This window comes from Rhodoferax fermentans, from assembly GCF_002017865.1.
GTDB lineage: Bacteria > Pseudomonadota > Gammaproteobacteria > Burkholderiales > Burkholderiaceae_C > Rhodoferax > Rhodoferax fermentans.
Genome location: NZ_MTJN01000002.1, coordinates 2,639,245 through 2,665,220, shown reverse-complemented (window position 1 = coordinate 2,665,220; position 25,976 = coordinate 2,639,245). Strand labels below are relative to the sequence as shown.

Below are 25,976 nucleotides of genomic sequence, written 5' to 3'. Positions count from 1 at the left end.
TTCAAGGCTGGCAAGAGTCATTCAGGTTTCCGCCGTGACGGGCAGTTCCCGACCCATTGCTGTCGTAGCGGCTGTCCAAATCGATGCCCGATAGCCGACATTCACGCGTCTGCAGTTTTTGCCGCCAATGTCCGCTACCGAGGTTGCCCATCTTCAAAGTGGTCGTCTCGTGACGACCAGGTGCTGCCATTGGGAATCAGTGCTCATAAGCAGTCATCCACCACGAAAAATCAGAAGGTCGGCACAGTCGGCTCCTGTGCAGCGATTGCAGTCACTCGTACTCCGCGCCGCAAGTCCGCTGACAAACACTAATCAAACATTCGCGAACAAATGACGAAGTGCTACGCAACTGCCTAAAAAAGAAAAAGCGTCTTAAAGACGCTTTCTCGAATTGGCGGGGGATGGGGCACTCTCAGGGCCTAAGTCTTCCGAAGCGAAGCCGTGACTTCCCTGCAGTGTCCAGTGCGCATACCCCCAGTAACCCCGCGCCCTTTCGATTGCTTTTCAGCCTGAGTTTTAGCTTCATTTTTTCCCCTTTCGCTGCATCTCGAACTCCAAAGAGATCTCGAACACCATGAACAAGGAAGCAAACAACACCAGACACCCGCTGAGGAAGTCTCCGAACAACGCCGTGGTAGACACAGCACCGAAGCCGGAAATTTGGTACCAGTGTAAAGCAACCGCGAGGAGCATGCCCGCTCCTATGTTGGTAGTTAGAAGTGGCCTGAGCCTTCCACAAATCTCGTTCCCCAACGAACGGTATCGTCTTCCTGGATCATCTCCCTGACCATGGAGAAATCACTCTTGACGGAGAACACGTAACGCTCCGCTTCCAGCACCTGCAGCGAATTGAAGTGTTCAACGTTCTCGGGGCGTACTTCCGTCATGGAGCCTGCCAGAAGCGCCTCCACGATGCCGGAAATCTCCTTCCGCTGCGCTCTGAGCGAGCTAGGCTCCCCGAGCCTGCCCACAAGCAGCCGATCAATGCGCTCGATCCCATCGATCATCATTTCTAGATATGTAGGGCACATCAAGGAAAGCGCCAGTGTTGGAGACAGCGGGAAGTACAGCTGAACCCCGATGGACGCCAAGCCGAGTTTTCCGCGGCCTTCCGCATTGGGGTCATTGAACCGAACGACCGGATGATCCCCCATGAAAAAAGGCGTGTCGTCGGTGGTCTTGATCAGATGCCAGACCTTCTGCAGCAGCAGAGGCGCCCAGTCCCTCGACGCATTGGTAATCAATGCCGCGTAGTGGGCCTTTCGCGCGTTCTCCTTGCTGCCGACCAAAGGGTCGGGCTGAAAGAACTCCTCCGGGGCACCCTCCGCACGAAAAAACCCTTCCATGCGACTAGAAAGATCGTCGAGGGTTGCCATCATCGCCTTGGTGCGTACGAGCTGCACCGCCATGAAGCTGGCGAGAATTGCCTTCTCTTCGCGCCAGGCAGGGGGAAGCGCTTGAGCCGCGATGACCCGCGCAGTGACCTCGGCTGCCTTGGTTTCAAGGCTGCTCAGTGCGGGTTCCAGCGTCAGGGGAACCCCCTGAAAATTAAAATCGTAAATGGCTCGCTCCGCCGCGACACCCACTTTAGATTTCTTCGACGTGGAGAACGCAAAAATCTTGTCCTGGTGCTTGTCGAACGCATGTACCAATTCACGCCCACCAGAGGAGAACCGCCGCAGCATGAACTTGGGCACGTAGTGCTGCAAAGGCTCGCTCATTGAGCCGCTCCCAGGGCCAAGCATGCGCCTATCGAGACTTGCTTCGACTGCCCTGCTTCGATGAGATCTGAACCCGAGCACATGAGCCTCGGCTCCTAGCGAGGTGCGTTCTTGCGGATCACCAGATCCACCAACGAAAAGAGCCTGTGAAACAGGTAGTCGACATGATCTGTGTCGATCACAGGTGTTTGGCTTCGCTCGTGATGGCGCAACAGATAGCTGTTCCCAATCTCTCGAAGCTCCAAGGCCTCCTTCTCAAGAAGCTGCCGAAATGCCGGTTCAGGGCTTGCCCTGTCCAGAACCAACTTCGCCGACTTAGCCTTGTTTTCGTCTGCCAATGTCTTGACGCGCTCCCATGAATCGAACAGTCGCTCCAGTGCTTCACGGCGGATCAGTGGATCGGGATCGGAAAATTTCCTGCGCGCCTCTTCCAGCATAACGTTGAGCAGTTGGTCCCCGGTCCGGAAGTAGGCTCTTGCGAGCAAGTCCCCGATGATGGCTGGCAAGATCCGTCGGACATCGCCGCTTTCGGTAATCTCATAGGCCAGCCCGTTACGCGCGAGGATGCGGTTCACATCGGTCACGAACGCGGAACGCCCTTCCGCGCTGTCGAAAGACAGATGGTGATGGCGGTAGTAATCGTGAACTCGTCCCGGAATCGGCCGCGCAACGTTTCTCCACACGAACTCGATGAAATCGAGCGCCACAAGGGTCGGGGGCGCCCACGGCTTTCGCGTTCGCATGAAATCATCTTCTTCGACCTTGTCGCGTTGCAGCGGCCATGACAGGCCCTCGATCTCCGCTTCGATTGCGCTTTTCAGCATGTCCGTGTCGTTGCCACAGATCGCATGACCATCGGGACATACTTGCGGAAACGACGCCCCGAACGCTCCGGAACTCGCCAGGGCCTCAACCAGGACCGCAATGCCGGCCCATGCCACTGGACTCATTGTCTGCTCGGTACGGGCCCTCGGCCCAAGCTCCCGATCACTGAAATAGTTGCTCATGGGGTCGGTCCTTCAACGGAGCTTGAACAGGGGACTGGGATTGGATGTCGAAACCACCAAGGTGAGCGACTTTCTCGCCCTGCTAAGGGCTACGTACATCTTGGACTTGGCGTACAGGGTCGATGTGAACTGCGCCTTGTCGCAGGCCATCAGCATCGCGTGGTCGCACTCCAGGCCCTTCGCCTTGTGAATGCTACTGAGCACCTTTTTTGGTAATGAAGGATGGGAATAGGAACGCATGCGCGACACCTCCGCAAATCCTTCGTCCGGATCTGCGAACTGGCCGATGCGCACGGCATCTCGCAGTTCGGACCTGTGATCGATCTTCACGGTGTCGAAGCCCGCAGCGTTGTCCTTCACCAGCGCAGTAATTTTTGCGAACGCGTCCGAGACGCCCGTGTGCGAGGGATTGTTCAGCAGGCATCGTGCGACCGCCTGGATGTTGGCCGGCTTTCCGGTGGTGGGGCGTGCCGCCCCGGTGCGGACTTCCTGCAAAAGTCGTTCACCGTGGCTGGATGGGCTGAATCCCGCCGCGACGCAGCCCATGAAGGTGATGACACCCTGCGCCAGCGCCTCCGGATCGCCATGACCGGTGCGCAGTGTCTGCACGAGCGCCCCTAGCGCATCACGCGTATGCCCTTCCCAGATCGGCACTGTCCGAAACCAGAAGGCTCGAAGTGCCGATACCAAGTCGTTCTGCGATGCGAGGACCATCAACTGCGGGCTGCTTTTAAGCACCGTGTCGATCGGTGCCCTGTGGTCCTTGGTCAGTTGGTAGCCCGTTCGCATCTGAGCCGTGTTGTTCCCGACAAGCACCCTAACTGATGGAGGCAGCGCTCCGGTCAGGTCTATGGGAGTTCCGCGTTCCAAGCTCTCCCTCGCCTCGATTATCCAAGCCCCCAATAGAGGGCAACCGGTTTGCCAGCGGTGAGGGGTGACCAGCTTCTCACCTACTCCCTGCGTCTTCAAAGCGTCCCAGCGGGCACGATCCTCGCGCGCCGCTTTGTCGGTCTTGGCCCCGTAAATCCGCTGCATGGGATCTCCAAAGATCCGGACGGTTGCTCCAGCGGACAGCAAGGACATGACAACACTGTGCTGATCGACACTGGAGTCCTGGTGTTCATCGCACACGATGACTGGGTAGCGTTGGGCCAGTACACGAACCACCATTGGCTGATGGCGCAGAAATCCTGCGACCTTGGTCGCCATGATCTCAAAGCCTTGCCCTCCACCCTGCCAAGCCCAGGAGGTCAGATCGCGCGGAAGATCAAGTGGCTTGTGGTACGCCAGCGCGATCTGCGCAATCAAGGCATCGATGGTCTTGATTTCGACGCGTGACCCGGCCTTCTTAGTGCGTTCTGCAAAGACAGAGCAAGCGGCGTGGGTGTGCGTCAGGATGAGCAAGCGGCCATCACCGAGCGCTCCCACCATCTCCTGCGCGTACGCAGCGCCCTGGTATGTCTTGCCGCAGCCCGCCGCTGCTTCAATGATTACCAGCGGCTCAGCTGAGCGTAGAAGCTTGGCGACGGCCTGGTCGCTCATAGATCGAGCTCTTGCAAGGCCTGGTGACCCACGGCTGCAAGTACCGCGTTGATCAACGGAAGCAACTGCGGCTGTACTTCCGTCCAAGCGCCTAGAGTGACCATTTTCTGGGCCAACTCCTGTCCACCGACAGTGGACTTGAACCATTGCTGGGAATGCTTCTTCCAAGCCTTTTCTTGACCTGCGGGCGCCCCATCCTTGCTGCCGCTAGCTGCTGCAATGATTAAAGCGCGCCACGTTTTTCCAGAGGCTTTCAGCGCCGCATCTATCGCCTCCGTGCTCTTGTCTTGAAGTCCGAGGCGCTCCGCCAAAGTCCGAAGTCGATAGCCGTCTAGTTCGCCTTCTGCATCCTTCAGCAGTGCGAGAAGATTTGCCTCGGGAACGGCCCCGATCACATGATCTTCGGTGCAGCCCTTGGGCCACTGGTGCAGTCGCCCTTTGAGCTTGTCTTTCAGTTTCTTCCACCGCTCTGGCGCGGTACCTTCGTCGTCAACCAGGCCGGCAAACAGCAAACCGGAAGACGCGAGCGTCTCCAACAGATCCAAGGTCGCACTGTTACCCTGACCATCGCAGACTCGCACCCCGTGATCGAGCGGGTTGCCCTTAAAAGCCTTCTCTAATAAGTACTGCAAAAAGCCGACTTCGGTGGGGCCTTCTGCAATAACGGCCACACGCGCCAGGAACGTTTCAGGATCGCGTTTCTGCTGTGGCCCGATCTTGTCCCGAGGCAACGCACCGATGGAGCCCAGGCTGTCCAGATACCAAAGGTGAGCGTCTTCGGCACACGAAATGGCGACAGGGCTATGCGTCGTGAGAAAAATCTGCCCGTGTTGGCTGGTCAGGATATTGATGAGCTTGCGCAGACGGTACGGCTCAAGCCCACGCTCAATCTCATCGATGAGCGTAACGCTTGCTTCCTTGCCTGTTGACGATGCGATTTCGAGCGCAGCCATTCGTCTGGTGCCAGAACCCCAACTGCTCAGGGGCAACGTCACCCCATTCTTGGTCGCCATCAGTCCGATGAGCGCGCCGATGGACAACCCCTGGCTGGTCGTGAGACCGAGTTTCAAATCGCAGGGAAGCGCAGCACCGGCCATGCGCGCATCCAGCGATTCGATCGCCTCCTTAGCCTTGTCGTTGAGCGAATCGTGCAAATTGAGCCCAGCGACCTCCTTGCCGATACGTGCACGCAATGCGTTATCAGCCAATAACCGATCCAGCGCTGAGCCATAGACAAGGCGCAGATCGCGATCGTTGCGCTCATCAGCGCTCATTCGGACCAAGCCGATACGCCGGCGAACGGCTGTCGAAAAATGGTCGATTTCTTCGTTGGGTTGCATGACCTCCCACGTGATTTCCAATTCCGTGGTTCCCCGTACGCGCACGCGATACACCGGCTCGCCGGGCTCGGGAAGGTCTTCTTCCCCGTTGGCTGACGGAGTTATGGCATCTTGCCCGTTCCACGCCCATGGCCAAGCAAAAGTGTTCTGCGAGCCGATCCCGGTCGTATCGGGTAGGGTCATGACGGCTTCGATGACGAATTCCTGTGCGCTGTCCCGCGCCCAGTAATCGGCCTCAGAGATGACCGCAGTGTTCGATGGCGAGAGCAGCAGTGCAATAGCTTCGAGGATGGTCGTTTTTCCGACGTCACCCCCACCCAGGATGACGTTCATTCCTTTCGCAGGCAGCCATGTTAGGGAGTGGATGCCCCTGAAGCGTTGAATAGTTATCTTATAAATTCGTGCTGTTTTGGCCATGTCATTCTCAATTGCGAGGAATAGCCGCATAGCCAGAAACCCGCTTTCTCACCTCTTTGATGGAACGCGAGCTTCGAAAGCCTCACAGATTTGCGATCACGGGCATTACGTAACTACAACAAATTGCTAAACGCACGTAGCTTAGCAGCACTAAACTCAATGAGCAGTATTGGTGTCAGCAGTCGTTGCGAAAAGAAAAAAAAGACCGCTTTCAGTCTTCAACAGTCGGCCGCCCGGAAAACTGGTCAACCTTCAGGCCTGTGACTCTTCAAGGCCGATTGCTGTCGTTTGCAGCAGGCCTGACGACCAGCAGCCGAGGAATCCGGGGAGCACTGGAGGCGGCTTCAGCGTCGACAGGCGTTACGTGGGAATCGCCTTCATGATGTTGCTCTTTTCAAGCAGTCTCCTTCGCGCTGGCTCAAGGCCATACCGCTGGATAATGGCCTCCAAAATCTCGGTCTGACCCAGGAAATCCAACGAGTAGAGGATACGGTCGAAGACCCTTATCTTCCCCATCATGTGCCCCAGCGACTGCTGGTATGCGGCTAGGTTAGCCTTGTAGCCATCGGCTTCCCTTTGATAGATGGCAAGAACACGCTCGAACGCCTCGGACACTGGGGCTTCGCTCTCGAAATAGAAAAGTGCATTGATGGCAGCAAACTCGTCAGGGTCGATCTCTGCCGCCAGACCTATGCCTAGGTCCTGCCGATTTACGTCATATCGCAGCGCCTCCGCTATGTCAGTAAGAGAAACAAAGCGCGGCGGTGGCGGGTCAATGACTAGCTGCAGGTCATTTGCTGCGCACCATTTGTCGAAAAATCGCTCAAGAGCAGCAACCGAAAGCCTGGGAATGGGCACCGGGGCTCCTATGCAGGCGGCCATCTCGTGCCGCGTCTGAATCAGCTTGATCGCCCGACAAAGCTCCCTGCTGCTCACTTTGTACTTTGTCTTTAGATCAACCCTCACCTGGTCAAAGAAGGCCTCGCCCCACCTCGAACGTGCCGGCAAATCTGAGGCAAGCTTACGTAGTTGCAGCCGCGATAAGCTTGCCGTGAAGGTCCCCCAACGGTACTCCTCAATCAGGTCAACAAATGTTCGATTCAGTCCCTCAAGCAACGGCTGGAGTTGCTTGAACCGGCGCTTCAGAACAAGGAAGTTGATGATGCCGATGCTCGTCAGATGCTTCTTGTTGTCTACATCAGACGGATAGCGAAAAACCTGACCTGTCGCATCCAAGGCTGCAACGTCGGTGATGTACTCATCCAACTGATTTACATGGGCGACGAGCCTCTCGTCAGTCGCTAGCGCGTGGGTCTTCACATAGGTCCAAATCCGGTTCAGGTCATGCGAGGCCACTTGATCGAAAACTGGCAACGCAACGCATCGAAGGGCTCCGATTTCGGCCAAATCCTCCTTGAATTTCTTCAGGAACAGCTCGATGGCATGACGCATCGTGAAGCAAACGGGATAAACCAGGGTATCGACCGGCAGGTTTAAGCCCTGATCAGCAATCGCGCTGTCAAGCAAGGTGTTCGCCGCAGAAGCGAAGCCTTTTGCATAGTCGATGGCCCCTGGCGTCCCGTTGTCACCCACGCAGGCGTTCGCCCAGGTCGGCTCCCCACCCATGAAAGTCTTGTTCGCAAAGGAAAGGTTCATGGTGAGAGGATACCTCTGCTACTCGCTATACGAACCAACGCCGGCACGCCAAACAGCCGTGAAGTCACGCTTACCGTAGGACCGCTACCGCTGCTCAAGAGTCGCACAGTCAGCGGAAATGGCACAGTGAAGATGAGTGTCAGCTTTCTGATTCCCATGCACGAATTTGAATGGCTGCTTCCGCAAGCGGTGGCTGGCCGTTATGGGCACATAGTTCGCGCCCACGACCGACAGCAGTATGGTCGCCCAATTTGGCGAATATCCAACCTCAAGTTTGGGGCAAACAGATTGGGGAACCGGCTTACTCTTGACGACCAGTAGCGGTCATATAAGTTTTTTGCTTATGTGGCAGTTAAGACCCTTACCGATATCAAATGCATGCGATAAGCCTCCTCCAGACCGGCTAAACGCTTTTTGCCTGATCAAGTCAACAACTCATGCAGCGCGTCGTAGCTTGCCTCGATCGCGGTCAACCGGGCCCGCTCGCGTGGTCCGGCAAGTTCGATGACGCGGGATGCCAAAAGATGACAGATACCAATCACTGCCACATGGTCATCCAGGGGGCGGTCGGAATCACAGCTGCAGTAGACATGCCACGTCAACCCTGCTTGCCTTGCCACTTGCTCGTCGGAGATGTAGAGCACTTTGGCCCCTGAGCGAATGATTTGTTCGATCACCTCACCCAGTCCTGCCGGTCTGCGCCGCACGGCGAACACCACCACGACATCCGCCGCTGTGATGCTGGCGGCGTATTGACCCAACGTGTCACCAGCACTGGGCACCAGCACAATGTCTTCCTTGACCTGAAACATCTGCCAGCGGAAGTAGCTAGCGAACGACTGACTGGAGCGAAAACCGGTCACCCAGATCTTGCGGGCCCGCAGCAGGGACTGGGCCATGTGGTCAATGTCGGCCGGATTCAGTCGGGCCAGGGTGCGTTGAAGGTTGTCGTGACTTCGCTCCAAACTGGCGCTGAACTGATTTGCCATGCCAGTGCTGCGGCTGGCCAGAAACAGCGGTGAGCCGGCGCCGCGCTCCTGGCGCACCTGGCGCCGGGCATCCTCGTAATGCAGGTAACCCAGGCGCTTGATGAAGCGGGTGACCGTGGCGTTGGACACCCCCGCCAGCGACGCCAGTTCATTGGCGGCGTAGCTGGCCAGGTCACCCGGAAAATCCAGCACAAATTCGGCCAGTCGGCGCTCCATCGGGTGAAAGGCAGCGAGGTTCTGTCGAACCCGAGCCAGAAACGAGGTCGCTGAAACTTCAGGCATGGAAAGGGTATCCGGTAGGAAAGAGCCCATTTTCACATGCACTAGCCGGCCAACAAACCTGGCATCCACATGGCAATGCCGGGGAAAAACCAGATCAGCGCCACCAACAGCAGCATGATGACGAGGAACGGGGTCACCCCATAGATCACGTCAATGATGTTGCCCTCACCCCGCACCCCCTGCACCACGTACAGGTTCATGCCGACCGGCGGGGTGATCAGGGCCAGCTCGGCCATGACCACCAGGAAGATGCCGAACCACACCGGGTCGATCCCCAGCGCCACCACAATCGGAAAAACAATCGGGATGGTGCCCACCACCATCGCCAGCGCATCCAGAAAGCAGCCCAGGATCAGGTACAGCACCGTGAGTATCAGGATGATCTGCCCCGGGCTGGCCTGCAGGCCGACCACAAACTTGGTCAGCATGTCGGGAACACCCAGCATGCCCAGAACAAAGTTCAGATAAAAGGCCGCGGCGGCGATCAGCATGATCATCGCCGTGATCGACAGCGTCGTGACAAAACACTCGTGCAACATGCGGATCGTCAGGCGCCCGAAGGCCGCGCACAGCAAGGCCGACACCACCACACCCAGCGCCGCAGATTCAGTAGGTGTGGCCCAACCGGCATAGATGCTGCCCATCACCAGCACAATCACCAGCAGCGGTGGCACCAGGTCCAGCAGGCGGCGCAGCTTGTCGCCCAGCGGCGCGGTGGGTTCGGGTGTGCCGGCGTAGGCGGGTTTCCACAAACAAGCGACCGCGATCACGGCCATGAACAGCACGGTGAGCAGCAGGCCCGGCACGACACCGGCCGCATACAGCTTGCCCACCGAGGTGTTGGTCATGGCGCCGTAGATGATCATGTTGATTGACGGCGGAATCAGGATGCCCAGCGTGGCACCGGCCGCGATGGTGCCGAGCACCAGACGCGGGTTGTAACCGCGCTGTTTGAAAGCCGGCAAGGCGACGGTGCCGATGGTGGCGGCCGTGGCCACCGAGGAGCCCGACACCGCCGCGAACAGCGCCGATGCACCGATGTTGGAATGCAACAGGCCGCCGGGCAGCGGCGAAAGCCAGTCGGAGAGGGATCGGTACATCTTGTCGGTGAAACCACCGCGCACCAGCAACTCGCCCAGCAAAATAAAAAGCGGCACCGAGACCAGCACGAAGTTGTTGTTGGCGCTCCAGTACTGGGTGCCGTACTCGAGTGCGGCCGGCAACCCGAGGTAGGCCACGGCGCCCACCAGGCTAAGGAAAAACATCACAAAGGCCACATGCAGGCCCAGACTCATCAGCCCGATGAGCAGCAGAAAGCCCAGCGCCACCGCGAGCAGGGAAATATCGGACATGGTGCGGCCTCAGTGTGAACGGGAAACGGCGGGTAGCGCCTCGGCCTCGACCCCGCGCTCGTGGATGTTGGCCAGCTCTTCCTCCAACTCTGCTTTCGCACTGTGTGGGCCGTACCAGGCATTGAGCTCGGGGCGACGCGTCACCAGCAGAAAGACCGCGTGTAGCGCGTAAGCGAGGGAGATCCCGGCCAACAGGGCCAGCCCGGCGACCCAAAGCGCCTGCGGCACCCACAGTGGTTGCTCCAGATTGGTGGCGCTGCTGCCGAACTCCAGGGTGTCACGCAGCACCGCCACACCACGCCAGACCGCAAAACCGGAGAACCCGGCAAAGGCCAGCATGGCGAGCGTGTTGAGCCAGCGCTGCAAACCGGCGGGCAGGCGCACCAGAAACACATCGACCCGGGTGTGACTGCGTTGCGCCATGGCATACGAGGCGCCAATGGCCGCGCTGATTGCCAGCACAAAGCCGCCCAGTTCATCAATGCCCTTGAACGAGGTGGCGAAGAACTTGCGGCCCAGGATCTCCAGCGTCAGGCCCACGGCGTAGGCAAACACCACCCAGCCACAGGCGATGGTGGCCCAGCGCGCCGCCGGCGTGATTTTTTCGCTGATCGGGTTGGCGGGGTGGTGGTGATTCATGGCGTGCTTCCAGCGCTCAGTTGATGCTCATGCCACGGGCCTTGCCCACCGTGGCATTCCAGGTGTCGCTGCACTTCGGGTCAACCTTGTTGCAGACACCCTTCCACATCGGCAGCACGGTGGCGGCGGATGCGGCCTTGACCTTGGCCTCGTCGTCGGCCGTCACCGGCACCAGCGTCATCTTGAACGGCGTGCCGTTCTTGCACGGCTTGCCGGTGTTGCAGGCGATGGAGTCAGCCGTGCCCTCTTCGGCCAAGTCCCACATCTGGTCTTCCATCTTCTTGAACTCGGCCTGGACCTTGGCTTGCTGGTCAGCGTTGAGCTTGCGCCAGAAGTCGAGGTTGACAAAGTGCCCTTGCACCGAGCCTGCCACGGCCAGGGGGTAGAAATACTGCGTCACTTCCGGCCACTTGCCCGAGTTGCCCGAGTTGGCCGAGGTCACCCCGCAATCAACCACCCCATTGCCCAGGGCCGAATAGACCTCGGAAAACGACATCGTCACCGGCGTGGCGCCCAGGTTCTGCAACATGGCCGACATGCTGGGGGTGAAGCTGCGCACCTTCAGGCCCTTGAAGTCGGCAATGGACTTGATGGGCTTGTTGCAGAAGAACACCTGCGGGCCAAAGGGCCAGAGCGTGAGCGCCTTGGCCTTGAATTTCTCCTGCAGGCGCGCATCGAAGGCTGACTTGTAGGCTTCCATCGCTTTGCGCAACTGGCCCATGTTGGTGGAGACGCCAGCCAGGTCGATGCCTTCAAAAAACGGGTCGTCGCGCGCGACGCTGCCGATCTGCACCGACATCACGTCAAAGATGTTCGAGCGCAGCAGACGCAGCGCGTCGTCAGGCTTGACGTTCACCACGTCCATCGGATTGAACTTCACGTCCATGTCAATGCCGGTGGCCTTGGGCAGGCCCAGGAAGAAGGGTTTTTCAATGCCATCGGAATGGCGCACATTGGCCGACGAGTTACCGGCAACGCGCAGGGTGAACTCAGCGGCACTGGCGAGGGTGGGAGCACACAAGGTGGTCAGGGTCAACGTCGTCGCACAGGCGAGCCAGCGGGCGGAAAGCGGAAAGGTCATGGCACAGAGCTCCAGGGTGGGTTGAGGGACAGGTGAGAAATCGGGTCGGTGGTGGGGGTGGGTTCAGACCCTCAGCCCGGCGCGGGCGCAGGCCAGTCGCACCGCGGCACACACCGGATCAACCACCCGCAGTTGTAGCTGCGTGGCAATGTCCTGCGCGGCATGGGCCAGCGGGCCGCCACCGATCACGATGGCGCGCACACCGTCCTGATCGACCGCTTCGCGACAGGCCTGCAACAAGGCCTGCTGAAGCTGCTCGGGGCTGGCCATCAGCGCAGCTGTGTCGCCACGGGTGTAGCGAACGCCGGCAAACTGTGCTGCTGGCGCCACGGCGTGGGCGGCGGCCACCAGGCTGTCATGCAGCGCGGGCGTGACGGTGACGATGGCGTAGCGCAGGCCACCTGCGGCGGCCTCGGCAATGCCGGCCTCACCCAGCCCGGTCACCGGCAGCGCCAGGCGCTGGCGCAGCGCGACCACGCCCGGGTCGCCAAAGCCCGCCACGATGAGGGCATCAAAACCCTCGGCCACCAGCGCCGGTGCGGTCTCCAGAACCGCTTGCGCGGCCAGCGCCAGCGCGGCGGCGTCGGCGATGAAGTCCTGGCCCGCTGCCACGGTGCGCCCTTCGATGTGCACCCCCGCAGGCGCTGCCTCCAGGGCGCTGGCCATCATCAGCTCGGTGGAGCGCGCGCTGGTGTTCGGGTTCAGCAGCGCAATGCGGTAGGGTCGCACCGAGTGGCCACTGTCCATGGCCATCTGCTGAGGGGCGGGCGCCGGGCGCGTCATGCCCCGGCTCCTGCCGCCGTGGCGTTTTGAACCGCGCCCAGGCGCCAGCAAGCCGCTGCGGACAGACCAGGCTGGCTCCTCAGTTCAGGCACGGCCTTCACGCAGTCGCTGCTGACATGCGCGCAGCGCGCCGCAAACGCGCAGCCAGCGGGCAGGGCCAGCAGGTCGGGCGGTGCACCCGGCAGGCCGGTGCGGCGGGTGCCGCGCATGGAACCGTGCAGGGTGGCCGCCAGCAGGCCCTGGGTGTAGGGGTGTTGCGGGTGCAGCAACACCTCTTCGGCACTGCCGATCTCGACGATGCGACCGGCATACATCACCGCGATGCGGTCGCAGATTTCAGCCGCCACCCCGAGGTCGTGGGTCACGAACACCGCGCCCATACCCAGGCGCTGCTGCAACTCGCGCAGGATCAGCAGCACCTGCATCTGCACCGTGGCGTCTAGCGCGGTGGTGGGCTCATCAGCCAGCACCAGCTTCGGCCCGCAGGACAGCGCCAGCGCAATCATGGCGCGCTGGCGCATGCCGCCCGAGAGCTCATGCGGGTAATTGTCAAGCCGGGCCCGGGCAGAAGGCACCTTCACCTGTTCCAGCCACTGCTGCGCCTGGACGCGCGCCTGGGCCCGGGAGCCGCCGCGATGGCGCTGGATGGCCTCGCCAATCTGCTGGCCGATGGTGTAGACCGGGTCCAGCGCGAGCCCCGGGTCCTGAAAAACCATGGCGGTGGTGCCACCCCGGTAGGCGCTGAGGGCGCGGTTTTTCAGCGACGCCACGTCCTGCCCATCCACGGTGATGCCGCCAGTCATGACCGTACGCTGCTCCGGCAGCAGGCGCATGAGGGCGCGCAGGGTCACACTTTTGCCGCAGCCCGATTCGCCGATCAGGCCGAGCACCTCGCCCGGCTGCAGCTCAAAGCTGACCCCATTGACAGCGCACACTTCGCCGCGTGGACTGCGAAAACGAACATTCAGGTCCCGTACCGAGGCCAGCGGTTGGGGACTCATAACGCACCTCCGCCAGTCAGTGTCAAGTGACAGGCTACCCGGTGTCCGTCGGACCCCGCCGCTCGCAGCAGCGGTTCACCCTCGGCGCAGGCCGCCACCGCGTGCGGGCAGCGGGTGCGAAAGCGGCAGCCCGAGGGCGGGTCGATCGGGCTCGGTGGGTCACCCACAATGGGTGCCGCCTGGGTGCGCTGACGCGGGTCCATGCTGGGCATCGAGGCCAGCAGCGCCCGGGTGTAGGGGTGGGCCGGGTGTGCGTAAACCGATTCCACCGGCCCCATTTCCACCACCTTGCCCAGGTACATCACCATCACTTCGTCGCTGATGTACTGCACCACGTTCAGGTCGTGCGAAATGAACAGGTAGGTCAGCCCGAATTCGGCCTTGAGGTCGAGCAGCAGGTTCAACACCTGCAACTCGACCGACTTGTCCAGTGCCGACACGGCCTCATCAAAAATCACGATTTCGGGCTTCAACGCCAAGGCCCGCGCGATGTTGACGCGCTGCCGCTGACCACCCGATACCTCGTGTGGATAACGCCCGGCAAAACGCGCGGGCTCCAGGCCAACACGCGCCAACAATTCGTGGGCGGTTTGCCGGGCCTCGGTCCGCGACACGCCGTGAACCTGGGGACCAAACATCAAGGAGGCCTCGATACTGAGCCGCGGGTTGAGCGAAGCGAACGAATCCTGGAACACCATCTGCACCTTGCGTCGCACCGCTGCCAACTGCTCGGGGCGCGAGCCCAGCACCTGACCCGCCAGCAGGACCGACCCGTCGTCGGCCTCAATCAAGCCCATCAGCAGGCGTGCCAGCGTCGATTTGCCGCAGCCTGACTCACCCACAATGCCCAGCGTCTGGCCACTCTGCAGCTTGAAGGAGATGTCAGACACCGCGTGCACCACCTGGGGCCGGGCACCCAGGCGCTTCTGGCGCACATAAAACTGCTTGCGCAGACCCGCCACATCCACCGCATAAGTGGAGGTGCTCATCACTTCACCTCCATCGCGCTGCGCAGGCCGTCGGCCAGCAGGTTGAAGGCCAGCGACACCACAAAGATCAGCACCCCAGGCAAGGCGGCCAGCAGCGGCTCGGAATAGATCGCATTGCGCAGCGTGTTGAGCATCAGGCCCCATTCCGGCGTGGGCGGGCGGGCGCCGAGGCCGATGAAGGACAGGCCCGCAGCCATGATGATGGAGACCGACAGCAGGCTGGTGGCGTACACCAGCACCGGGCCGATCACATTACTCACCACATGGACCCGCATGATGACGGCGCTGCCGGCACCGCTGGCACGCGCGGCCTCGATGAACTCCATGGAGCGAACCTGGGTGGTCGCGCTCTCGGTTACCCGCGCCAGCGGCGGTATCAGCACGATGGTGAGTGCCAGCAAGGTGTTGCCAATGCCCGCGCCCAGGGCCCCGGCAATCGCCACCGCCAGCAGCACCGACGGGAAAGCAAACACCACGTCCACGCTGCGCATGATCACCGCGTTGATCTTGCCACCCACAAAACCCGCCACCATGCCCAGCGTGCCACCGATCAGCATGGCCAGTCCGACCGGGGCCATGCCCATCAACAGCGACACCCGACCGCCGTACATCAGGCGAGTCAGCATGTCGCGGCCCAGTTCGTCGGTGCCCAGCAGATGCCCGGGTGTGCCCACTGGCTTCAGGCGTTTGAGCACACTGCCGACCGCCGGATCACCCGGTGCCAGCCAGGGGGCAAACAGGGCGCCCAGGATGATGAGTGCCAGCACCGCGACACAGACCAGCGAGACCTTGTCCTTTACCAGGCGCTGCAGCACACCGCCCCAGTAGCCTTGCGAAGCCATCGCTGGCCGTACTGTTACGGGTGCCGAGCTGCCCAAAGAAACAGCGTTCATAGACGTTTCATCCTCGGGTCCAGCAGCGGTTGCAGCAGGTCCACCAGCAGATTCAGACCAACGAAGAACAGCGCCAGCACGAAGATGGTTCCCTGCAGCAGCGGGATGTCACGTTGCAGGATGGCGGTGTTGAGCAGCAGCCCGGTGCCGGGCCAGGAAAACACGGTCTCCACCAGGATGGAACCCGCCATCAGGTAGCCCAATTGCACCCCCATCACCGCCAGGGTGGTGGGGGCGATGTTCTTGGCCAGATGCTGGAACACCGCGCCCTGGCCCATGCCCTTGGCCACCAGAGCGACCATGAATTCCTTGCCCAGCGTGTCGGCCACCAGGGCCCGCACCGACCGCATCACGATGCCGGCTGGCATGGCCGCGAGTGTGATGACCGGCAGCACGATGTAGGGCAACTGGTCCAGTGTCCAATGGCCAGAGCCGTCCGGCCCGGCACCCATGGCGGGCAGCCAGTTCAGCCGTGCAGAAAAGATCGCCACCAGCACGATGCCCAACCAATAGTGCGGCACCGACACGCCAGCGATGGCCAGCGACGACAGGACCCGGTCCAGGGCCGTGCCGTGCCGGTAACCCGCCAAGATGCCCAGCAAACCACCCATCAAAAACGCCAGCGTGGCCGCCAGTCCGGCCAGCAGCAGCGAATTGCCAATCGCCTTGCCAATCTCCTCGCTCACCGCCCGGCCGCTGCTGATGGATTGCCCCAGATCGCCGCTTAATGCCCGACTCAACCAGCGCAGGTACTGCGTTGGCAGGGGCTGGTCCAGCCCGTACTGGGCCTTGACGCTGTCCACCACCTCCTGCGAGGCGTCGGACGGCAACACCGCCGAGAGGGGATCGCCCGGTGCCAGATGCACCAGGGAAAAACACAACACGGTCACCGCCAGCGCGATGGGCAACGCGTGTAACAGGCGTTTGACAAGGTAGGTCCACATGCGTGGCGATCAATCCATGAAAATGGTCGAGAAGTCCAGGAACCAGTTCTGCGCCGGGACAAAACCCTTGACTTTCTTGCTCATGGCACGTGGCGCCACGTCGTGGGCGACAAACAGGAATAGCGCGTCGTTCACATACTTCTCGTGCGCTTTCTGGATGAGGGCCAGCTGGGACTTGGTGTCGAACTCGGTGCGCACCCCGTCAAACAGCTTGTCCATCTCCGGGTCGCTGTAGTAACCCCAGTTGGTGCCCTTGGGCGGCATCAGGCCGCTGTCCACATGGCGAATCAACGCAGTGAACGGGTCCTGGCTGAAGTACGAACTGTTGGTGGTGGTGGCGCCCTTGGTACCGGGGTCTTTGGCACCGGCGCGCCAGTTGGCCAGCAAGGCGTTCCAGTCGCGCACATCGAACTCGACGTGGATGCCGATTTCAGCCAGGTTCTGCTGGATCAGTTCGTTCATCAACTGCGGCTGCATCTGACCCGAGCCAGACGGCGAGATGATGGACTTGACCTTCAACGGCTTGTCCTTCGAGTACCCGGCCTGGGCCATCAGCGCCTTGGCCGCGGCCACGTCGTACTTCACCTCGAACGCCGGTTTGCCGAACCACGGGCTGTTGGGCGGCACCATGCCCTTGGCCGACACCATCATGCCGCCCAGCAATTGCTTCATGCCTTCGCGGTCGATGGCCAGATTGGCGGCCTTGCGCACCCGGATGTCGTTCCAGGGTGAGCCCTCCAGGCGCGAGAAGTGCCAGGGCCAGACGTGCGGATAGACGTTGCTGGTGATGGCAAAGCCCGCGCCCTTGAGGCTGTCCATCGCGTCGGGCGGAGGTGCTTCAATCCAGTCCACCTGGCCCGAGCGCAGGGCAGCGACACGGGCTGAAGCGTCGGGCACTGGCAGCAACACCATCTTGTCCAGCTTGGGCACACGGGCCTTGTCCCAGTAGGCGGCGTTGCGCGCCAGCACGGCCCGCTCGCGGGGTACGTAACTCTCCAGCTTGAAGGGGCCGGTGCCTGACGGGCTCTTGATGAACGCATCCCAGCTTTTGCCTACAGCCTGCCACTGTGCCGGGCTGGACATCACGATCCAGGCCATCTGGTAAGGCAGCAGCGCATTCACCTCGCTGGTGGTGATCTCCACGGTCAACTCGTTGATGACCTTGTAGCTGGCCACCGTAGGGATGCGCCCGCGCCCCTGGGCCGCCTGCTTGGCATCGAACTGCTCGGCCTTGGTATTCAGGATCTTGTCCAGGTTCCAGACTACCGCCTCGGCATTAAAGGCCGAGCCGTCGTGAAACTTCACGCCCGGGCGCAGCTTGAAGGTCCAGCGCAGCTTGTCGGCGCCGTCCACTTTCCATTCGCTTGCCAGGCCCGGGATCAGCGAGGTGGGTTTGTCAGCCGAAGACAGGTCATAGGCCACCAGGGCTTCAAAGACCGAATACCCCATGAAACGCATGCCCTCGGCACCCTGGTCGGTTTGACCATTGGGCAGCGGGATGTCTGAAGATGTCATGGCAATGCGCAAAGTGCCCGCAGCCTGAACCGCTCCAACCAACATGCTCAGCAAAGCGCTGACCGCAAGGGTGCGCAGTGTTGACTTGATTAATTTTGGCCGCGTGGATGTGCTGTGTGTCGATTTCCGGCGGGATTTGCCTACACAGTGGTCTGAGTCAACGACGTCACGGGTCATGAAACTGAACATGCAGCTGTCCTTTGAAAGTTTGAATGAAATGGAGTGCGAACTGGCACTGATGTACAAGATAAGCTAGTTTCATGCCACACGCTCTATGAAAAAATGATTTCATTTGGTGCATTCTCAGACGCAAAGATGCTCACATCTGGCGATAACGGCTCGGCGTGCACTAAAACGGGTGTGTTCTCCGTCCTGACCCGATGACGGACATAGGCCATGGCCAACGCCGCGCACAGACGCTCAGTCGCAGCCGCTTTCTTTGAAGTGCAGACGACATTGCCTAAGTTGTGAAGGTGCTGCGGTTTGATCACGTTTTGGCACCCGCACCCATTTGTGGATGTTGCTTCGCGTGTGACCCGCGCCTTTTGCAACCACTGGCAGCGAAGGCCATAACACCACTCATGTCAGGTGATTTTTTTTTGGAAATAGGCTTTATGCGGGAGGTGTCAGGTGGGAGCGCACTATCGACCTCAATGAACGACGGTTGACCAACTCCCAAACGTATGAAATTGGCTTACCCGGCAGTGGGTACTGGTGGCCGTCGGCTTCCACTGATCAAGCGCTGACGATCGCATTCACTCCTGTGACCGTTGTAGGCACCGACACGCCTGTGGCCAACGTCAGCTGTCCGGCATTTCCAGGGGCGGATCGAGTTGACTATTTGCACAGCCGGTCCACAGTTGTTCTCCTCTCAACTTTTAGGAGAGCATTGTGGACACTGCAATCGCTTCGACTGTAAAAATTCCATGGAACAAGGGAAAAATTGTTGGCCAAAAGTCACCTCTCAAGCTCAAAGACATCTGGGCCATCAGGATTCGTCTACAGCTAAACCACAGGACGCGAGAGCTGGCATTGTTTGATCTGGGACTGGATAGCAAACTGAGGGCCTGCGATTTGGTGAAACTGCGCGTCAATGACATTTGCCATGGTGATCGCGTCTCAACCCGCGCCATCGTCCTGCAACAAAAGACGTCATTGCCGGTCCAGTTTGAAATTACACAGCCGACCCGTGAAGCTGTTGAAGCTTGGATCAAAGAGTCGTCGCTGAAGCCAGACGACTACCTGTTTCCGAGCCGTGTTCATGAATCACCACACCTTGGCACGCGACAGTACGCCAGGATTTTGGACGGTTGGATCAAGGAAATCGGCCTGGACCCGGCCCAATATGGAACCCATTCCATGCGAAGAACCAAGGCGACCTTGATTTATCGCCGCACCAAAAACCTTAGGGCAGTTCAGTTGTTACTTGGACACACCAAAATTGAGAGCACCGTGAGGTATCTGGGAATTGAGGTCGAAGACGCACTTGAAATGGCCGAGCAGACCGATATTTAACGGATAGCTTTGCCGTGAGATGTCACGGCAGTTTTGACCGCCGGACAGCGGTCATTGGTGACTGACAGCAACTGGCCCGAACCTGCAGCCCACCCATTGCTCACGTAGCGACCAATCAAATAATCGCCTGACAGCCGACATTCGAATGCTTGTCAAACCGAATCAAAATTCACCACCGTCTGTAGCCTGACTGACGTGCCAGAGCCAGAAAGTGCGAGCAAAACGCAGCAAAACCAGTTGACAAATGCGGTCAAGCGCGAGCTCGGGGGCTATGTCCTCCCTGAAGCCCGTGGCGCTATAACAACTTCCTTAAACGCGAATTTCTTCGCAATGTACTTCGCCGAGTTCTCGATATATGGAAACACCGTGCTGTCGTTGATGTTCATCTTGTCGAGCTGTTCAAGGACATGCTCTTTGTTTGCGACCGGAATCCGGTTGACAGAAATTGCATCGTTACCGTCTTCTCCCAACGATGCATCGTGCCCAAATAACAGGAATGCTCCTGACTGAAAGGCTATGCGGCTATTGGTGTGCTTGCCTTTGACGCAAATAACGGAGCGCAAATCGCGAGGGTCCAATCGTCCCTCGAAGAAGGGCTTCTCAGCCTTGATAAAGTGCAACAAGCGCTTGACCTGAGGATGCTTGTTAAATTCCTTGACATTGTTACTGGTGAAGTCGATTTGATCTTTCGCCTCAGGTGGAAGATGCGTCAGATTGGCGATGCAGCTCGCCGTATCTGAATCAAAATACTTGATCTGACTTCGGTCCATCGAGAACGCAATGACTTCGCCGTCCACTTCACGGTTTTCCGCACTGGTGCTCTTACAGGCAAAGTAAAGGGCGATCAGCGGGTTAGAAGTGATATCAAGCAGCCTAGTAGGCAGCGAGTAGTGCTGCATTCGCACAAGGCGATCAAGGGTCAACACGTCGTCTCTGAAATCGGCAGAGTTCGAGACAAGCAACTCTCGATACATCCGGTCTTCAGCATGCCGATGAATGAAATTACCGAACTTATCCTTGCGAAAAATGTTTGGTTCAAGACGGTACTTGGTTCTATTGGAATGTCCACGATAAAACACTTCCTTGCCGCCCTGCTCAAAATCCAAAACTCTTGCAATGAAATCGCCGACGTTCGTCGCCGTGAAATCCGGGTCAGCAGTTGGCGGCAGTTCGGATTTATCGACCTTGGTCGGCGCGGCCACGTTTTGAATCACTTCGTGCCGGATCAGCGTTCCGAGCAGATCCTCATCCTTGATCGCCCAGTGCGTTCTGCTCAACTCCCAATCGCGAATGTCTAGAGTAAGCTGAATCGGCTTGATTGCGTCGAATGGAATCGGAGCAATCGCTCGGTCAATCTCTGGCTCGATATACAACTGCCGATCACGCAGTTTGACTACCTTTAGTCTCCCGACGACCATCGGCTCGTCCGTACCTTCGTAAGCGAACAAGCACGGCATCGCCTTCAACACCTCGATTTGCGGGGCATTGAGTTCTCTGAAGCTAGCAGCAATCTCGTCGCTCGTGTATTCCAAAAAGCGACCACGGTCATAGACGTAAACCTTTTCGTCCCATGCGCCGCTCTTAGCCGTCACCAAAAAATTGAACATTCTGCATTTAGTCTGAAATAAGCCCTGCAGTGCGCACCAGTCCTCCGAACATGCTACCAGACTTGCTACGCCTCATACCGTAAATTCGAACGGGTCGCCAGTAATCAGACATTCACAGAAGACTGCTCCTGGCCCAATTCAGCATTAGGCGGGTGGCAGTTGACCTCCACCTGCGATGCTCCTCAGCTCAGCCACTGTCGAATACTTCAGCTCAACAAATATGATCGAAAGGCTGTATAGATACCAGTGTGGCGGAGTAAAAGGGAGCCAGTCGGTTGCTTAAAAAGGGCTTTTGGAGCCCGACTTGGTTTGCTGCATTTACTTCCATTGGCCTGAACCAGCGTAGCGCAGCACGCTGGCTCAGGCAAGTCCACGCCAATTAGTCTTCGTTGGTGGCACCCCATTTGGCTGATTCAGCCTCGTGGATATTGGGTTCTGACGGTGCCAACGCACCGCGTTTCCTGGCTCGCTTTTGCGAAGTTGCCAGCCGGTAGCTGTCACCATTCATATCCAGAATGTGGACATGGTGGGTCAAGCGTGCTGCTGCTGTGATGAGTCTGATCCAGAGTGCCAGGCTCAATGGGCACGATCCTTATGCCTACTTGAGAGATGTGCTGACCCGCCTGCCGACTCAGCGCGCCAGTCAGATTCACGAGCTGTTGCCACATCGCTGGCAGGCGCAAGTTCCAACCCCTTGATTGCCTGCCAAAGCCACCGCGCTGTGGTCAATATGGGTTCGCTGCGTGCTTACGGATTGCTCCCCTTTGCAACTGATTGAATCGAAAATCTATTCTGCTATTTCCAGAAAATTTACTCTGCTATTGCGCCGACTTGCGCAATTGTGGGTGACGACGTTACCAGCGACCGACCAGCGGAGCTGCAGACGATGCGTTGGTGGCGCCCACTTCGTTGGTGTTCTATAAGCCAGCGGTGAAGCACGTTGGCCACACCGCAAGGGTGTGGTTTTTGATGTCGGACAGAAATCAATCATCCTCCTTCGCAAGCTCGGCTTCTGACCGCCCCGAGGGTTTGGTCTCCCTGGTCGCTATCCAGAGACCTCCGAAGACCACCAGCCCCGCCACGATGCTCAAGACCAAAATTTCCATTGCATTGCCCCTTCTCGTTCAAACTGCACCAATCGTCGCCCCTCACCCCGGTCTCGTCATCCGAAACAGCTGCTCCACCCCCACGGTGAAGTAATCCGCAGGCCCACCGGCTCTGAGCACATGCTCTGCCGCTGCCGTGTCATAGACACCGTCCTTGAGCAGTCTGCGATCCAGGTGTACCGCAATGACTTCACCCAACACCAACCAGGTCGGTACCGAGTCTCCAGCAGCGGTCTGCAGCTGAAGGATCTGTGTTCGCTTGCACTCAAACGACACAGGGCTCTCCTTCACCCGTGACACCGCCACCAGACGTGCGTCTTCTGGCGTCAGCCCCGCCAGCTCGAACTCACTGACCTCAGGCGGCAGATTGGCGCTGGTCTGGTTCATGGCCTCGGCCAGCGGCCGTGTCACCAGGTTCCAGACAAACTCCCCCGTCTCCTCAATATTGCGCAGGCTGTCCTTGTGGCCCACACTGGCAAACCCGACGATCGGTGGTGTGTAGTTGAAAGCGTTGAAGAAACTGTAGGGCGCCAGGTTGTCGACACCCGCTTTGCTGCGTGTGGAAATCCAACCAATCGGACGGGGCCCCACGATCGCGTTGAAAGGATCATGGGCCAGTCCATGGCCAAGACGGGGTTCATAGAAGTGGAAGGTATCAGACATGGCCATGTGGGGGTTGTTTCGTTGAATGCAGTGAGAGCCACTGGCAGTCGTGCCTCAGTGTTTCCTGAGACCTCGGCCACCATGCCCGCCATACCCCGCACGTGCACCCTGCGTACTTCGCCCACGGCGCAAGCCTTGGCGTCTTGTGCGCATGCGATGGATAGTGTCCTGGATCTGTCGGGTTTGCCGATGCACCCAGATGGCAAAGACGATGGCAAACACGATGCCAAAGGTGGCGATGAGGTTGAACAGGCTGACATGGGACATGGCGGGCTCTTTCTCTGTCGGTTTGAACATATTAGGTGAAGATGAGTCACTTGCAAGGTGCAAGCACTCTCAAATCACCCACTTCTCCAAACCGCTCAGAAACCCAATGGATGGCTCCTCCTGTCCCCGGAACTGGCATTCCTGTTGCAACCAGCCCACCAGCAACTGCGCCTCCTGATCTGGTGGACAGGCCTTCACCTCAGGTGAGAACCTCCAGCGCCGTGCCACCTGTGCAAAGTCCCCAGGTGTGAGCCCCGTCATCAGGTTGATGTCGGCGATGGCCTGACCCGTACAAGGCAACTGCAGCTGGGCGCACAGGCGCTTGAAACTCAAGCGGCCTTGCTCAGCCGTCAATGCCTTGAACTCCACCCGCACATCCATGCGCCGAATGACGGCAGGATCGAGCGCATCGAGCCTGTTGGTGGCCAGAATGACCACACCTGGCGCATCCCCCAGATGCTCCAGCAACTCATTGACCTGACTGATCTCCCAGGTGCGCACCGCCTGACTGCGTTGGGCCAGCAGGCTGTCCACCTCGTCAATGAACAACACCGCCTCCTCATCATCGGCTTCTTCGAAAGCGCTGCGGATGCTCCTCTCGGTTTCACCGACATACGCCCCCAGCAGATCCGATGCGCGCTTGATCAGCAACGGTCGATCCACCCCATCGGCCAGGGCATGGGCAAAGGCGGTCTTGCCGGTGCCGGGCTGCCCATGCAACAAGATCCGGGCATGCCCCCATTGCGCGATGCCGTCCATCAGCGCTTGCAGATCCTGACTGGCGTGCACCTGATCTGCCCGCCAGGAACCCAAGTCCAACTCAGTGTTCCCGCTGCTTGTGGCGTGGCCATTGGCATGTTGACCCATGACACGCCCCAACAACTGACGATCATGGGCGCTGGTCAGGCGCTGGCGCAGCCAGTGCTGGCTCAGTGCCACATCCATGGGTTGACCTGCGGCAGCAGCACTGCGCCTCAGGTGGGCCAAGCGATCAATGAGGGCGGGTGTCAGCCCTGGGAGCTTGCTCCAGAGTTTGGCCTGCGGCTCATCGGCCACACCGGCAGACTGCAGCAGCGCACGTTTGACCGCACGGGGCATGCGCTCAAAGCTGATGACCGAATCAAAACGACGCAGAACCGCCGGGTCCAAGACTTCGGGACGGTTCATGATCCAGATGACCGGTAAGGGGCTGTCCTCAATCAGCCGGTTCAGGCTGGCGCGGTGATTGCGCATGCTGACCGCGGCACTGTCTGCGCTACCTGGCTCATCCGAGCCATCACTGCCTTTGAACACATCATCGGCTTCATCGAAGATGAGCACGGTGTTGGGGCTTCTGCGCTTGAGTTGCAGAACCAGACGCAGATTGGCCAGACGTTCAACGCCGCTCATGGGCAAGCCGTAACCATCATGCACCACTAGCTCAAAGACCTGCTGGTGCTCCTGGTCCATCGTCCCAGCTGACGCTGGTGCAGCAGCCACCTCAGCGCTCAGCACCTGTGCCACCAGCGCCCTGACCCATTCGGTCTTGCCCAGACCTGGTTCACCATAGACCAGCAGATGACCCGCCTGACCCAAGGCTTTGGCGCTGTGCAGGGCACCCAGGAGCCAGCTGCGCGCCAATTGCGTGCTTTGCGCCATGTATGCAAAGTCACCCAGTTGGCATCTGGCTGGTGGCATCGGGGTCACGATGTTCGCGTAGATCTGGCTCGGATGCTCCACCATAGGCAATCGCATGCTGATGTTTCTGGGGACCTTGAGCATGTGTCCAAGGGATGAGGCCCCTCCATACAAGGTGACCAATGCTGAGCGATGCAGTTGCCCTTCAGGACTCAAAGCACGCGCGACATCTGCGGGTTGGCTGTGCAACAAGGTGGCCACAGCCTGCACTAGGGCCCCATGATCGAGTTCTTGCCAAGTCTGGATTGCCCGGGCCAAGGGCGCAAAACACTTCAAAGCCAGCGCCAGGTCCAGGATGTTGTGCTCGAGCTCACTGAGACCCGCGCCCTGGGCCAACCAATCCACCACTGCTTTGTGACGGCAGACACCGATGGACACCAGTTGCGCAGGCAAAGCCTGCGCTGCGCGCTGCAGTGCAGCAGTGACCTCCATGGCATTGACATGCGGATCGGCCAGCTCGGGCACGCCGGTGATCTCGGCTTGTCGCACCCAGTCGGGCGAACCGCCTGCGCTGTAGGGTGGCAAGCCCCCTGCACCCGTGGTGATCAGCAAAATCCACTGAGCCAGGCGGGATCGATAAGCCTGTCTGACATCCTGGCCAAAGGCCAGGCCCCAGGTCTCCAGGGTTGACTGGCCACCTTCGTCGTAATCGTCAAAAAAAGCATGCATAGATCGGTTCTGTTGTATTCGTTGGGAATGAACTGGATGGATTGAATGTGGGATGTGGAATGTGAATGGGTGGGTTCGACATCGCCTAGTCAGAGACAGAGATCGGCATCGACATCTGCCTTGGCCGTTGTCGCTTCACCATCCCTTTGGTTTGGGCTGAGCGCCTGAGATCTTTGAGGCAAGCCTGCCAGGCCAGATCCTGTCTGAGCTGATCAACCGCTGTGCGTTTGCGAGGCAGGGCCTTGCGCAGTGCACTGGGCTGACGCATTGGTGTCATGACCAAGGTGGCATGGGACACTTTGCTGCGCAGTCGCTGTCCAA

The 25,976-nt window shown here is 59.4% G+C and carries 22 protein-coding genes and 1 pseudogene; 2 read left to right on the top strand and 21 right to left on the bottom strand.

Features of this window, described 5'->3' with window-relative positions; translation table 11 throughout:
- Positions 1 to 522: 522 nt before the first annotated feature.
- The 16 genes from RF819_RS21335 to RF819_RS12405 form a co-directional block, all read right to left on the bottom strand.
- Positions 523 to 693: a hypothetical protein gene (locus RF819_RS21335; protein WP_158081280.1), complete on the bottom strand. Its 171-nt coding sequence runs from the start codon at positions 691 to 693 to the stop codon at positions 523 to 525.
- 20 nt (positions 694 to 713) lie between these two features.
- On the bottom strand, positions 714 to 1,721 hold the full coding sequence (locus RF819_RS12475; protein WP_158081279.1) for a DUF4238 domain-containing protein: 1,008 nt from the start codon (positions 1,719 to 1,721) through the stop codon (positions 714 to 716).
- 95 nt (positions 1,722 to 1,816) lie between these two features.
- The gene (locus RF819_RS12470; protein WP_078365286.1) at positions 1,817 to 2,728 is read right to left on the bottom strand and encodes an AbiJ-NTD4 domain-containing protein; all 912 of its coding nucleotides are present in this window, start codon (positions 2,726 to 2,728) and stop codon (positions 1,817 to 1,819) included.
- 12 nt (positions 2,729 to 2,740) lie between these two features.
- On the bottom strand, positions 2,741 to 4,270 hold the full coding sequence (locus tag RF819_RS12465) for a UvrD-helicase domain-containing protein (protein ID WP_078365285.1): 1,530 nt from the start codon (positions 4,268 to 4,270) through the stop codon (positions 2,741 to 2,743).
- Complete coding sequence (locus tag RF819_RS12460; protein ID WP_242473234.1) at positions 4,267 to 6,027, bottom strand: ATP-dependent nuclease; 1,761 nt, start codon at positions 6,025 to 6,027, stop codon at positions 4,267 to 4,269. Before RF819_RS12460 ends, RF819_RS12465 begins: the two co-directional genes overlap by 4 nt.
- Before the next feature lie 360 nt (positions 6,028 to 6,387).
- A complete protein-coding gene (locus RF819_RS12455; RefSeq protein WP_078365283.1) occupies positions 6,388 to 7,683 on the bottom strand; it encodes a hypothetical protein in 1,296 nt (431 codons plus the stop codon).
- A 422-nt stretch (positions 7,684 to 8,105) separates the two neighbouring features.
- Positions 8,106 to 8,954 (bottom strand): MurR/RpiR family transcriptional regulator, encoded by an 849-nt coding sequence (locus tag RF819_RS12450; RefSeq protein WP_078365282.1) that lies wholly within the window; start codon positions 8,952 to 8,954, stop codon positions 8,106 to 8,108.
- A gap of 41 nt (positions 8,955 to 8,995) precedes the next feature.
- Positions 8,996 to 10,306 (bottom strand): TRAP transporter large permease, encoded by a 1,311-nt coding sequence (locus RF819_RS12445; RefSeq protein WP_078365281.1) that lies wholly within the window; start codon positions 10,304 to 10,306, stop codon positions 8,996 to 8,998.
- Positions 10,307 to 10,315: 9 nt separating this feature from the next.
- Positions 10,316 to 10,945 carry a TRAP transporter small permease subunit gene (locus tag RF819_RS12440; RefSeq protein WP_078365280.1) on the bottom strand — a complete coding sequence of 210 codons (630 nt, stop codon included), beginning with the start codon at positions 10,943 to 10,945 and terminating at the stop codon, positions 10,316 to 10,318.
- 16 nt (positions 10,946 to 10,961) lie between these two features.
- Entirely contained in the window at positions 10,962 to 12,026 is a 1,065-nt protein-coding gene (locus tag RF819_RS12435; RefSeq protein WP_078365279.1) for a TRAP transporter substrate-binding protein, read from the bottom strand.
- A 63-nt stretch (positions 12,027 to 12,089) separates the two neighbouring features.
- Positions 12,090 to 12,809: an aspartate/glutamate racemase family protein gene (locus RF819_RS12430; RefSeq protein ID WP_078365278.1), complete on the bottom strand. Its 720-nt coding sequence runs from the start codon at positions 12,807 to 12,809 to the stop codon at positions 12,090 to 12,092.
- Positions 12,806 to 13,810, bottom strand: coding sequence for an ABC transporter ATP-binding protein (locus RF819_RS12425; protein WP_078365277.1), 1,005 nt, complete (start codon positions 13,808 to 13,810; stop codon positions 12,806 to 12,808). The genes RF819_RS12430 and RF819_RS12425 overlap by 4 nt, the downstream gene beginning before the upstream one ends.
- A complete protein-coding gene (locus tag RF819_RS12420; RefSeq protein WP_078365276.1) occupies positions 13,807 to 14,799 on the bottom strand; it encodes an ABC transporter ATP-binding protein in 993 nt (330 codons plus the stop codon). The genes RF819_RS12425 and RF819_RS12420 overlap by 4 nt, the downstream gene beginning before the upstream one ends.
- Complete coding sequence (locus tag RF819_RS12415; protein WP_078365275.1) at positions 14,799 to 15,692, bottom strand: ABC transporter permease; 894 nt, start codon at positions 15,690 to 15,692, stop codon at positions 14,799 to 14,801. The genes RF819_RS12420 and RF819_RS12415 overlap by 1 nt, the downstream gene beginning before the upstream one ends.
- On the bottom strand, positions 15,689 to 16,636 hold the full coding sequence (locus tag RF819_RS12410) for an ABC transporter permease (RefSeq protein WP_078365274.1): 948 nt from the start codon (positions 16,634 to 16,636) through the stop codon (positions 15,689 to 15,691). The genes RF819_RS12415 and RF819_RS12410 overlap by 4 nt, the downstream gene beginning before the upstream one ends.
- Before the next feature lie 9 nt (positions 16,637 to 16,645).
- Complete coding sequence (locus tag RF819_RS12405) at positions 16,646 to 18,151, bottom strand: ABC transporter substrate-binding protein (protein WP_242473236.1); 1,506 nt, start codon at positions 18,149 to 18,151, stop codon at positions 16,646 to 16,648.
- 891 nt (positions 18,152 to 19,042) lie between these two features.
- On the opposite strand from RF819_RS12405, the gene RF819_RS12400 reads away from it, so the two are divergent.
- Positions 19,043 to 19,666, top strand: a complete 624-nt coding sequence (locus RF819_RS12400; protein ID WP_078365273.1) for a tyrosine-type recombinase/integrase — start codon at positions 19,043 to 19,045, stop codon at positions 19,664 to 19,666.
- Between the two features lie 269 nt (positions 19,667 to 19,935).
- Here the strand turns inward: RF819_RS12400 and RF819_RS12395 are convergent, their stop codons facing one another.
- The gene (locus RF819_RS12395) at positions 19,936 to 21,273 is read right to left on the bottom strand and encodes an FRG domain-containing protein (RefSeq protein ID WP_078365272.1); all 1,338 of its coding nucleotides are present in this window, start codon (positions 21,271 to 21,273) and stop codon (positions 19,936 to 19,938) included.
- A gap of 379 nt (positions 21,274 to 21,652) precedes the next feature.
- On the bottom strand, positions 21,653 to 21,853 hold the full coding sequence (locus tag RF819_RS21915) for a hypothetical protein (RefSeq protein WP_143541696.1): 201 nt from the start codon (positions 21,851 to 21,853) through the stop codon (positions 21,653 to 21,655).
- On the opposite strand from RF819_RS21915, the pseudogene RF819_RS12390 reads away from it, so the two are divergent.
- Positions 21,807 to 21,971: pseudogene (locus tag RF819_RS12390) on the top strand (transposase domain-containing protein); the annotation flags it as partial. The gene RF819_RS21915 and the pseudogene RF819_RS12390 sit on opposite strands and share 47 nt — an antisense overlap.
- A 450-nt stretch (positions 21,972 to 22,421) precedes the next feature.
- On the opposite strand, the gene RF819_RS12385 reads toward RF819_RS12390, so the two are convergent.
- The 3 genes from RF819_RS12385 to RF819_RS12375 form a co-directional block, all read right to left on the bottom strand.
- Positions 22,422 to 23,048 carry a flavin reductase family protein gene (locus RF819_RS12385; protein WP_242473238.1) on the bottom strand — a complete coding sequence of 209 codons (627 nt, stop codon included), beginning with the start codon at positions 23,046 to 23,048 and terminating at the stop codon, positions 22,422 to 22,424.
- A gap of 48 nt (positions 23,049 to 23,096) precedes the next feature.
- Positions 23,097 to 23,309 carry a hypothetical protein gene (locus RF819_RS12380; protein ID WP_143541695.1) on the bottom strand — a complete coding sequence of 71 codons (213 nt, stop codon included), beginning with the start codon at positions 23,307 to 23,309 and terminating at the stop codon, positions 23,097 to 23,099.
- 69 nt (positions 23,310 to 23,378) lie between these two features.
- Positions 23,379 to 25,655, bottom strand: a complete 2,277-nt coding sequence (locus RF819_RS12375; RefSeq protein WP_078365270.1) for an AAA family ATPase — start codon at positions 25,653 to 25,655, stop codon at positions 23,379 to 23,381.
- Between the last annotated feature and the right edge of the window lie 321 nt (positions 25,656 to 25,976).

Coding starts and splice junctions, on each gene's coding strand:
- RF819_RS12405 (WP_242473236.1), bottom strand. CDS start 18,151: ATGACATCTTCAGACATCCCGCTGCCCAATGGTCAAACCGACCAGGGT.
- RF819_RS12375 (WP_078365270.1), bottom strand. CDS start 25,655: ATGCATGCTTTTTTTGACGATTACGACGAAGGTGGCCAGTCAACCCTG.
- RF819_RS12415 (WP_078365275.1), bottom strand. CDS start 15,692: ATGAACGCTGTTTCTTTGGGCAGCTCGGCACCCGTAACAGTACGGCCA.
- RF819_RS12395 (WP_078365272.1), bottom strand. CDS start 21,273: ATGTTCAATTTTTTGGTGACGGCTAAGAGCGGCGCATGGGACGAAAAG.
- RF819_RS12420 (WP_078365276.1), bottom strand. CDS start 14,799: ATGAGCACCTCCACTTATGCGGTGGATGTGGCGGGTCTGCGCAAGCAG.
- RF819_RS12465 (WP_078365285.1), bottom strand. CDS start 4,270: ATGAGCGACCAGGCCGTCGCCAAGCTTCTACGCTCAGCTGAGCCGCTG.
- RF819_RS12385 (WP_242473238.1), bottom strand. CDS start 23,048: ATGGCCATGTCTGATACCTTCCACTTCTATGAACCCCGTCTTGGCCAT.
- RF819_RS12455 (WP_078365283.1), bottom strand. CDS start 7,683: ATGAACCTTTCCTTTGCGAACAAGACTTTCATGGGTGGGGAGCCGACC.
- RF819_RS12410 (WP_078365274.1), bottom strand. CDS start 16,636: ATGTGGACCTACCTTGTCAAACGCCTGTTACACGCGTTGCCCATCGCG.
- RF819_RS21335 (WP_158081280.1), bottom strand. CDS start 693: ATGCTCCTCGCGGTTGCTTTACACTGGTACCAAATTTCCGGCTTCGGT.
- RF819_RS12460 (WP_242473234.1), bottom strand. CDS start 6,027: ATGGCCAAAACAGCACGAATTTATAAGATAACTATTCAACGCTTCAGG.
- RF819_RS12435 (WP_078365279.1), bottom strand. CDS start 12,026: ATGACCTTTCCGCTTTCCGCCCGCTGGCTCGCCTGTGCGACGACGTTG.
- RF819_RS12440 (WP_078365280.1), bottom strand. CDS start 10,945: ATGAATCACCACCACCCCGCCAACCCGATCAGCGAAAAAATCACGCCG.
- RF819_RS12430 (WP_078365278.1), bottom strand. CDS start 12,809: ATGACGCGCCCGGCGCCCGCCCCTCAGCAGATGGCCATGGACAGTGGC.
- RF819_RS12475 (WP_158081279.1), bottom strand. CDS start 1,721: ATGAGCGAGCCTTTGCAGCACTACGTGCCCAAGTTCATGCTGCGGCGG.
- RF819_RS12380 (WP_143541695.1), bottom strand. CDS start 23,309: ATGTCCCATGTCAGCCTGTTCAACCTCATCGCCACCTTTGGCATCGTG.
- RF819_RS12450 (WP_078365282.1), bottom strand. CDS start 8,954: ATGCCTGAAGTTTCAGCGACCTCGTTTCTGGCTCGGGTTCGACAGAAC.
- RF819_RS12425 (WP_078365277.1), bottom strand. CDS start 13,810: ATGAGTCCCCAACCGCTGGCCTCGGTACGGGACCTGAATGTTCGTTTT.
- RF819_RS12470 (WP_078365286.1), bottom strand. CDS start 2,728: ATGAGCAACTATTTCAGTGATCGGGAGCTTGGGCCGAGGGCCCGTACC.
- RF819_RS12445 (WP_078365281.1), bottom strand. CDS start 10,306: ATGTCCGATATTTCCCTGCTCGCGGTGGCGCTGGGCTTTCTGCTGCTC.